The organism is Paenibacillus sp. MMS20-IR301, from assembly GCF_032302195.1.
Taxonomy (GTDB): domain Bacteria; phylum Bacillota; class Bacilli; order Paenibacillales; family Paenibacillaceae; genus Paenibacillus_AQ.
In genome coordinates this window covers 6,570,783-6,580,000 of the sequence record NZ_CP135275.1, presented here as the reverse complement: position 1 = coordinate 6,580,000, position 9,218 = coordinate 6,570,783, and the positions used below count along the sequence as shown (strand labels likewise).

Annotated in this window: 9 protein-coding genes and 1 rRNA gene (1 of these 10 only partly in view); 2 read left to right on the top strand and 8 right to left on the bottom strand. The window is 49.7% G+C overall.

Annotated elements, in window-relative coordinates:
• The 3 genes from LOS79_RS28270 to LOS79_RS28260 form a co-directional block, all read right to left on the bottom strand.
• A 16S ribosomal RNA gene (locus tag LOS79_RS28270) occupies positions 1 to 1,187 on the bottom strand (it extends 361 nt beyond the left edge of the window).
• Positions 1,188 to 1,532: 345 nt separating this feature from the next.
• On the bottom strand, positions 1,533 to 1,763 hold the full coding sequence (locus LOS79_RS28265) for a hypothetical protein (RefSeq protein ID WP_315414088.1): 231 nt from the start codon (positions 1,761 to 1,763) through the stop codon (positions 1,533 to 1,535).
• Positions 1,764 to 2,003: 240 nt separating this feature from the next.
• Complete coding sequence (locus tag LOS79_RS28260; protein WP_315414087.1) at positions 2,004 to 2,615, bottom strand: stage II sporulation protein M; 612 nt, start codon at positions 2,613 to 2,615, stop codon at positions 2,004 to 2,006.
• A 102-nt stretch (positions 2,616 to 2,717) separates the two neighbouring features.
• On the opposite strand from LOS79_RS28260, the gene pdaB reads away from it, so the two are divergent.
• Positions 2,718 to 3,521 carry a polysaccharide deacetylase family sporulation protein PdaB gene (pdaB, locus tag LOS79_RS28255; RefSeq protein ID WP_315414086.1) on the top strand — a complete coding sequence of 268 codons (804 nt, stop codon included), beginning with the start codon at positions 2,718 to 2,720 and terminating at the stop codon, positions 3,519 to 3,521.
• Between the two features lie 38 nt (positions 3,522 to 3,559).
• On the opposite strand, the gene LOS79_RS28250 is transcribed toward pdaB, so the two are convergent.
• Together LOS79_RS28250 and LOS79_RS28245 are read right to left on the bottom strand one after the other, a co-directional pair.
• Positions 3,560 to 4,381: a PPK2 family polyphosphate kinase gene (locus LOS79_RS28250; protein WP_315414084.1), complete on the bottom strand. Its 822-nt coding sequence runs from the start codon at positions 4,379 to 4,381 to the stop codon at positions 3,560 to 3,562.
• Between the two features lie 130 nt (positions 4,382 to 4,511).
• Positions 4,512 to 5,060 carry a KinB-signaling pathway activation protein gene (locus LOS79_RS28245; RefSeq protein ID WP_315414083.1) on the bottom strand — a complete coding sequence of 183 codons (549 nt, stop codon included), beginning with the start codon at positions 5,058 to 5,060 and terminating at the stop codon, positions 4,512 to 4,514.
• A gap of 169 nt (positions 5,061 to 5,229) precedes the next feature.
• Between LOS79_RS28245 and gerD the strand changes: the two genes are divergently transcribed.
• Entirely contained in the window at positions 5,230 to 5,922 is a 693-nt protein-coding gene (gerD, locus tag LOS79_RS28240; RefSeq protein ID WP_315414082.1) for a spore germination lipoprotein GerD, read from the top strand.
• 100 nt (positions 5,923 to 6,022) lie between these two features.
• On the opposite strand, the gene LOS79_RS28235 is transcribed toward gerD, so the two are convergent.
• The 3 genes from LOS79_RS28235 to sat all read right to left on the bottom strand — a co-directional run bounded on the left by LOS79_RS28235 (position 6,023) and on the right by sat (position 9,216).
• On the bottom strand, positions 6,023 to 7,132 hold the full coding sequence (locus LOS79_RS28235) for an Mrp/NBP35 family ATP-binding protein (RefSeq protein ID WP_315414081.1): 1,110 nt from the start codon (positions 7,130 to 7,132) through the stop codon (positions 6,023 to 6,025).
• 90 nt (positions 7,133 to 7,222) lie between these two features.
• A complete protein-coding gene (cwlD, locus tag LOS79_RS28230) occupies positions 7,223 to 7,969 on the bottom strand; it encodes an N-acetylmuramoyl-L-alanine amidase CwlD (RefSeq protein WP_315414080.1) in 747 nt (248 codons plus the stop codon).
• Between the two features lie 77 nt (positions 7,970 to 8,046).
• The gene (gene sat / locus LOS79_RS28225) at positions 8,047 to 9,216 is read right to left on the bottom strand and encodes a sulfate adenylyltransferase (RefSeq protein ID WP_315414079.1); all 1,170 of its coding nucleotides are present in this window, start codon (positions 9,214 to 9,216) and stop codon (positions 8,047 to 8,049) included.
• Between the last annotated feature and the right edge of the window lie 2 nt (positions 9,217 to 9,218).

The following is a 9,218-nucleotide window of genomic DNA, read 5'->3' as shown; positions in this document are numbered from 1 at the left end:
CACCTTCCTCCGGTTTGTCACCGGCAGTCACTCTAGAGTGCCCAGCCTTACCTGCTGGCAACTAAAGTCAAGGGTTGCGCTCGTTGCGGGACTTAACCCAACATCTCACGACACGAGCTGACGACAACCATGCACCACCTGTCTCCAATGCTCCGAAGAGGGGCACTATCTCTAATGCTTTCATTGGGATGTCAAGACCTGGTAAGGTTCTTCGCGTTGCTTCGAATTAAACCACATACTCCACTGCTTGTGCGGGTCCCCGTCAATTCCTTTGAGTTTCAGTCTTGCGACCGTACTCCCCAGGCGGAGTGCTTACTGTGTTAACTTCGGCACCAAGGGTATCGAAACCCCTAACACCTAGCACTCATCGTTTACGGCGTGGACTACCAGGGTATCTAATCCTGTTTGCTCCCCACGCTTTCGCGCCTCAGCGTCAGTTACAGCCCAGAAAGTCGCCTTCGCCACTGGTGTTCCTCCACATATCTACGCATTTCACCGCTACACGTGGAATTCCACTTTCCTCTTCTGTACTCAAGTCACCCAGTTTCCAGTGCGACCCCAGGTTGAGCCCAAGGTTTAAACACCAGACTTAAATGACCGCCTGCGCGCGCTTTACGCCCAATAATTCCGGACAACGCTTGCCCCCTACGTATTACCGCGGCTGCTGGCACGTAGTTAGCCGGGGCTTTCTTCTCAGGTACCGTCACTCCGGTAGCAGTTACTCTACCGGACGTTCTTCCCTGGCAACAGAGCTTTACGATCCGAAAACCTTCATCACTCACGCGGCGTTGCTCCGTCAGGCTTTCGCCCATTGCGGAAGATTCCCTACTGCTGCCTCCCGTAGGAGTCTGGGCCGTGTCTCAGTCCCAGTGTGGCCGTTCACCCTCTCAGGTCGGCTACGCATCGTCGCCTTGGTGAGCCGTTACCTCACCAACTAGCTAATGCGCCGCAGGCCCATCCTCAAGCGGCAGATTGCTCCGCCTTTCATTCTCCTCCCATGAGAAAAAAGAAATTATCCGGTATTAGCTACCGTTTCCGGTAGTTATCCCAGTCTTGAGGGCAGGTTGCCTACGTGTTACTCACCCGTCCGCCGCTAAGCATTCCCCGAAGGAAATACTCCGCTCGACTTGCATGTATTAGGCACGCCGCCAGCGTTCGTCCTGAGCCAGGATCAAACTCTCCAATTTGTATTGAAAAGAGCGATTGCTCATTTTGAAACATCTGACGAGAATTTGCATTCTCTGTTTTTCGAATCACCGAAGTGATTCTTCACTCACTCGTTGTTCAGTTTTCAAAGATCAAAGTCTCATCTTTTGTCGCTTATTTTGTCTCAGCAGCGACCTTTATAATATATCACAGTGTTTAGCTGTTTGGCAAGCTTTTTTTTGAAAAGGATTAATTTTCATTATTTCTTGCCTGCGGCCTCTCTTGAAACATTCAAAAGGAGCGCGAGATATAATGTATCACGACCGCTCCCTTTTAGTCAAGCTATTAGGTTAAATTAATTTCTTTCATCCTGAGCCCTTCAAAATTCAGTGTTTGATTTGAGAAGAACGTCCTCCCCAGGCGTACTTGGATAACTCCTTCTGCGGGGCAAAACGCGCATACATACGGAATATAGTTTTATATCGATTGGCAATAGCGTGCCTGATGTTTTGATCTAAACGCTGGTCACTTAAGTCCAGAAGCATTTCATCCAGCTCCTTGCGCAGCACATAATCCAGCTCCTTGCACTCCTTCTCATTGAATAACATTCCGAGCATATGCCTTTCCTCCTTCACGAAATTCATAGTTATAGCAATCACCAAATGTCATACCTAATCCCCTGCGTAAAGACCATTTGATGCGGGAAGCTCTATATTGAACTGCTTACACTAGATTAACCGGAGTGCGGGATCTGTAACCATAATTATAAAAAATTCCATTTATGGCCGCTCCGTATCCAAAAAGTGCTGCCCGGCCAAATATTTCGGCTTTACTGTTATGCTCAATTCCTTGGGATTTTATGATAACAGCGAGAATGTAATTGTGCTTTCAATGACTGCAGCCACGAGCAGCAGAATAACAATCCAAACCGAAGCAGTGAATGTCTGCCGCATAAAGAACGGCCATCTGCTTTCTGGCTTTTCTTCGCCTCTCCCTGATTTGAACAGTGCCGAGAGCACGTTGCTGCCGAATTTCAACCCAAAGGCGCAAGCGATAATGATAGCCGGAATTTCAATAATTCCATGCGGCAGCAAGCCTTTTACGATAAGCGTGAACAGATCCTGTCCCTGTATTGCGGACAAATGAATCAAATAACCAATGACTGCACCATTAATCAGCAGGAAGAACGCCGGCAATATTCCGAATAAAGCGCCCAGAAAAATAATAACTACACTCTTGATGCTGTTGTTCAAAAATATGAAGACAAAAAAGCTCCACTGCGGATTAGATGACTCCCGCAAATTTCCGCTGATTTCACTAATCCCCTTTAATTGCTCGTTCAGCAGCTGCTGCAGACTGCCGGTGCCAATCCACCCTAATATACCGCCGGCTATAAAAAGCAGAACCGCCAGCAGCAATGCTTTGCGGATCGTACCCAAATCTTTGATAAATGTAACAATGGATAACATGAATACCTCCTGAAATTATAGTTCACTGCGGTCATAAGCGTCCTGTACGAGCATACATTTAGAACAAACAAGCATTTCGCATGGGAGAGGAGCGCTAACATTATGAATTCTTTTTATGTATTCAGCGGCAAAAAGATAAAACGGTTCATTTACATCTTTGCTGCTGCGCTGCTTACCGCCGGCGTTGTCTATGTTGAAAGGGGCAATATTACCGTATTCTCTGATTCCGCCCCTTCCGCAATTTACAGCGTGCCGACGGAAAAGAAGCTGATTGCATTAACCTTCGATATCAGTTGGGGAGAAAAAAGGCCAGAACCGATTCTGAAGGTGCTGGAGGATAAAAAGGTAGATAAAGCCACCTTCTTTCTGTCCTCCCCCTGGAGCAAAACGCATCCGGAAATTGTAACAAGTATTAAGGACGCAGGGTACGAAATCGGCAGCCACGGCCATAAGCACGTAAATTACAGCACGCTGAGCAATGAGGAAATCCGCACCCAAATCTCCACAGCCCACAGTGTACTAACCGAACTTACAGGCACACAGCCCAATCTGATCAGAATGCCTAACGGCGATTTTGACAAGAGAGTCCTGCAGGTCGCATCTGATCTGGGCTACAAAGTCATTCAGTGGGATACCGACTCGCTGGACTGGAAAAACATCGGTGTCGATAATATCGTTAACCGTGTAACCAGCAAAGCCCACCCGGGAGATATCGTACTGCTGCATGCCAGTGACTCCTGCAAACAGACGCATGAGGCGCTGCCTCAGATCATCGATAAACTGCGCAGCCAAGGCTATGAATTTGTAACCGTATCAGAGTTAATCAGCCAAAGCAGTACCGAGGGCAAGGAAGTCCGCGATTCTGCCTGGCTGGATAATGGCTTGGAGGACGCTGCCGGTTTATAGGATAAGCCTTCCGTAAGAAAAGCTGTCTCTTCCGGCTGTTAATGACGCGGTGAAATCAGCTCAGAAATATCCGGAGTAGGTGTATTCAGCTTGGGATAGGACAAATCAAGCCCCTCAAGCGTCTTAACCACAATGGCCAGCGCCAGATAGTTGCGGTACCAGCGGCGATTGGCCGGAATCCAGTACCATGGGGCCTTTTCTATACTGCTCTCTCGGAAAACATCCTCATAGGCCTTCTGGTAATCGTCCCAGTATTCACGCTCCTGCAGATCACTGGCGTCGAATTTCCAGTGCTTGGCCGGATCATTCAGCCGCTCCTGAATTTTGTCCAACTGCTTCTCTTTAGAGATATGGAGAAAAAGCTTGATTACCGTCGTTCCCTCTTCCGCCAGCATTTCCTCAAACTGGCGGATGTAGCGGAAGCGACGCTTGGCCTCATCTTTGCTCAGACTGCCATGCACGCGAGGAACCAGAACATCCTCATAATGCGAGCGGTTAAAAGCGGCAATATAGCCCTTCGGCGGGGTCTTCATATGGACTCTCCACAGGAAATCATGCGCTTCCTCTTCGAGAGAAGGTTTTTTGAAGCTGGTGACGATAAAGCCTTGAGGATTAACGCCTGAGAAAATGTGCTTGACCGTTCCGTCCTTCCCGCTGGAATCCATACCTTGGAGAATAACAAGCAGGGAGTGCTTCTTCTGTGCGAACAGAATATCCTGGAGCTCAGCCAGCCGTTCCTTAAGCTTTTCCATCTTAGCCTCGGCTTCTTCCTTGGATTTAAACTCGCCCCTGTCATCCGGATCGAGATCCTTCAGGCGTGTTTCGCTTGTGTCTTTTATCATATAGCGCTTGATGTTCATATATTCCCTCCTCCGCTCTGTTCTTTAAGATTAACCTCATCATCTTTATTTTAACCGCCCCGGATAGGCAATGCCAAAAAACCCGCTTCCTTGAATGAATACAAAGGAGCAGGTTTTTTGTCGTATAAATTCAATGGGTTACCGGCTTCAGAATACGGTGCAGCATCAGAATCTGGAATGCATTGCAGGCAATAAGCGGTACAAGAATAAATAAGGTAGCATTGTCTACACCGATCCGGAGAACACCAATAATCTCCACAATCGTAATCGCTGTCATAAAGAAAAAGGTTGGAATCCAGGCCGAGGCATTGGTGCTGCGCATTTTAAACCAGGATACAACAAGCGCTGTCAACAGTATGCCCAGGCCAAGCAGTAAGTCGGAACCCGCGCTCCGGTCGCCGCCCACAAATGTACGCAGGAAGATCAGTTCAAATAAGGCCAACAGAGCCAGTATCAGCTGTATGTAGCGCCAGACCTTGCGCGGAAACACACCGGTACCCATATAGTTGAGAATCAGATAAGCAAAGAAACCAAGCTGGGCATATACACTGACAAGCACCCCATAACCCAGAAGAATCAGGGCATATAGGAGAAGATCGGCTGTGCTTCGAAAATCAATCCCGCCGTTGGCAGTTTGCAGCGCAAGTCCGGCAATAATTGCCCCCCCTGCCCCGATCAAAAGCGTAGTCCAGAACAAAAAAAACCATTTCCTTAAGTTCAGCGCTTTCACCTCCCCGTATCAGATTTATTTTACCAAGGTTACCGTCAAAAAACCATTACGCTGCAACATAAATGTGTGCCCGTGCGGCATACTACAATCAGTTATTCTATAAAGGAGGGCAGCGCCAATGAAATGGAGGACTTGGTGGTCTGGAGGCTTGGCACTCGGTTTGCTTATGGCCTTGACGGCCTGCGGAGGCGAACAGAGCAGTTCTTCTTCCGGACAGGGCGGTTATAAGGAAATGAAGACGATGGTTGTAGATATATTGAAAAGCGATGAGGGAAAAAAAGCTGTAGAAGAAGCACTTTCCACTCCCAGCTCGGAGGGGGGCAGCACCAGCGGGTTGAGCATGAAAATGATGCCGATGCAAACGACCGAGCAGATCCGGATCGCGGTTAAAGATACCATAACAGCTCCAGAGTACCAAAAGGAAATCGAGAAGATCATGACGGACCCGCAGTTTGCCGGCGAGTTTGCCAAGGCAATCAACAGCCAAAGCAAAGAGTTGCATCTGCAGCTGATTAAGGATCCAAGTTATCAGAAATCTGTCGAAGAGATCATGAAGTCACCTGAAATGATGAAAATGTTCCTCGACCTTACTAAAACATCCGATTACCGTAAGCAGTCCATGACAATTATGCAGGAGGCCATGCAGAATCCGCTTTTCCGCATGGAAGTACTTGACCTGCTTAAAACAGTAGTACAGGAAGAGCTGCAGCCTAAAGTCCAGAAAAAGGATGCTGAAAAAGGCGGTGAACAAGGCGGCGGCGGTGGAGACAGCCAGAAACAGGAAGAAGGCGGAGACGACTCGGGCTCCTAGCTGCATACGAGGCTAAGCACAGTTAATGTGCAGCAAAAAATAAGACCTGACCCCAATTCGGGACAGGTCTTATTTGGTTTAAAACGGTGCTGTAGGCAGCTTATTGCTCGTATTTAGCGATCAGCTTGTCTGCAATTTCGGCAAACAGTGCTGCTGTTGCTGTCTCGGCCTTATATACCGATGGGGAAAAATCAGGCTCAGAGATATGGTTATCCGGTGCGCCAAGCGGTATTTGTGCCAGCAGCTCTGTGTGCAGCGTCTCCGCCAGCCGGGCTCCGCCGCCGCGGCCGAAGATATAGTCCTTTTTACCGCAGGAGGAGCATTCGTAATAAGCCATATTCTCTATAACCCCAAGAATTTCGTGCTCCGTCTGCAGAGCCATAGAGCCTGCTCTGGCAGCCACAAAGGCCGCTGTAGCATGCGGGGTAGTTACAATGATCTCTTTACTGTGCGGCAGCATCTGGTGGACATCCAGCGCCACATCCCCCGTTCCCGGCGGCAGGTCCAGCAGCATGTAATCCAGTTTGCCCCAGCCTACATCGCTGAAGAACTGGCGCAGCATTTTGCCAAGCATCGGCCCTCTCCAGATCACCGGACTGTTCTCGCGGATAAAAAAGCCCATCGACATTACTTTTACTCCAAAGCGCTCTACCGGAATAATCGTGCCTTCTTCTACTATTGGCCCTTCCTCGATCCCCATCATATCAGGAATACTGAACCCGTAAATATCAGCATCAATCAGACCCACCTTTTTGCCTTTCCGGGCCAGGGCTACAGCAAGATTCACCGTCACCGTCGATTTTCCGACTCCCCCTTTACCGCTGGCAATGGCGATGAAGTTCACGCCTGAATTCTCATTGATCAGCTCATGCTCCTCCAGGCCCGCTGCATGGCCTTTAAGTTTGTTTCCATCCTCCGGTCCCGGTTCATCTGCAGCGCTCTCTCCGCGGAGGATAGCGCGTTCATAATCTGTGGGCTCACGCAGGCGGATATGAATATTGCCCACGTTGCCTTCAGCAAGCAGATCACGAACCTGCTGCTCCAGCTCCATGCGCTGCTTCTCTCCCGCATCAAGACACACGACAGACAGGGAGATGCGATCTTCTTTGACCATGATATCGCGGATCAGCTGTAGTTCGACAAGGCTTTTTCCGGATTCCGGGTCTGTAAGCGGCTGTAAAAGTTCCTGAATTTGTTCCCTAGTCAGCATGGAAAGCACCTCTGTTTCCTTCCCGGACGGGTATGCTCCGGTATTTTCGTCTATTATAGCATTACCCTTTAAGGGAAGAGTAGTCCCTCCCTATGGCTGCTCAGAGTGGTAGCGCAGGATTCCCCGGTAGATGCTGGTTGCCACCTTCCGCTGATAGACATCGTCTCCCAGCAAAGCCGACTCCTCGGGATGTGACAGGAACCCTACTTCTACAAGCACAGAGGGCATTTTCAATGCTTTTAACAAATAAACCGTATTCACCGTCTTGGCCACCCGGTCCGTATTGGCAAGTGTCGTACGCAGCTCCTCCTGTACCAGACCGGCAAGTGCCTTATTGCCTTCGTTGCTTGGATAATAAAAGGTTTGCGCACCGCTCCATCGGTTCGAAGGAATGCTGTTCATATGAACACTGATAAACAGATCAGCCCCCTTCTCCTCAATGGTTCTGACCCGCTGCTTCAAATCCTCCGTTTTGCGTTTGGCGTACCCTTTGGTGCCCTCTCCGGCCAGATCATAATCCCCTTCACGGGTCATCACTACAATCGCTCCCGCCTGCTGCAGATAATCGCGCAGATAGAGCGACACCGCAAGATTGATATCCTTCTCAATCAGGCCCCCGCGGCTGACTGCACCGCCATCCGGTCCTCCATGACCGGCGTCAATGGCAATCACCTTGCCGGAAAGCGGAAGACTCCAGTAATTAATCGTCCTCGCTGTTGGCATATCATAGGCGATAATTCCGATCATTACGGCCAGAAGTACGGCGCCCAGGACCATTTTTTTGATGCTGCTCCAGGAGATCCAGACCGAGACTTTATGCTGCTGCCCTCCAGACATAACAAAGACCCCCTCGTCCCGATAGATTCTACTCATCTATATGGGACAAGAGGGCCAAATAGTACTGGCTATTCGGTTTATACTGAAACTTCTGCAGACATGCCTTCAATCAAAATCTGGGCCACCTCAGGGCGGGTGAATTCAGGAGGCGGGCACTGGCCGTCACGCAGCAGCGCACGAACCTTCGTTCCGGATAGGGTCAGATGCTGATCTCCCGGATGCGGGCAGGTTTTGCTGGAGGCCATATTGCCGCATTTCACACAGAAGAAGCTGTGCTCGAAGAACAAGGGTGTAATTCCCAGCTCCTCAGCGGTAAAGTTGGCAAAAATCTCCTGTGCTTCATAAGTCCCGTAGTAATCACCAACACCTGCATGATCCCGTCCAACGATAAAGTGCGTGCAGCCGTAATTCTTGCGTACCATCGCATGGAAAATAGCTTCGCGCGGGCCGGCATACCTCATTGCTGCCGGGAATACCCCCAGGAATGTACGGTTCTCCGGATAATAGTTCTCCAGCAGAGCCAGATAACTCTTCATCCGCACATTGGCCGGAACATCATCTGATTTGGTCTCACCCACCAGAGGATTGAGGAATAAGGCATCTACAACCTCCATAGCGCATTTCTGGATATATTCGTGGGCACGGTGTACCGGGTTGCGCGTCTGGAAGCCTACAACCGTTCTCCAGCCCTTGTCTGCGAAGATTTTACGCGTCTCAGCCGGGTCAAAGTAGAACTCTGCGAACTTCTCCGGCTGCGGCCGGTTCAGTACTGTAATCGGTCCGCCAACATAAGTTGCCGGCCGGGCCAGCAATTTCCTGACACCAGGATGTTCCGGGTCTGTAGTCTTGAACACATTCTGCGCTTCAAGCTGCTGATCCACTGTATAGATACTCTCTATATCGAGCAGCCCATAAGTTACGCCATCCTCTTCACCGATCAGTGTCACTCTATCCCCTGCAGCTAAAGAAGCTGCCTGCTCATCCGTAACAGCTAATGTAACAGGGATACTCCATACAGTGCCATCCGCAAGGCGCATACCAGTGACAACGGAGTGATAGTCCTTTTCGTTCAGGAAGCCTGTGAGCGGTGAGAATGCGCCTACGCCGATCAGGTCCAGATCAGATAAAGTCCAGGTATTAATTGAAATTGTTATATGGCCTGAAGCCTCCCGCAGCAACTGCTCCCGTTCTGCTCCCTCTGCAATACGCTGAATCAGTGTTCCTCCATGAGGAAGTATTGATGTCATCC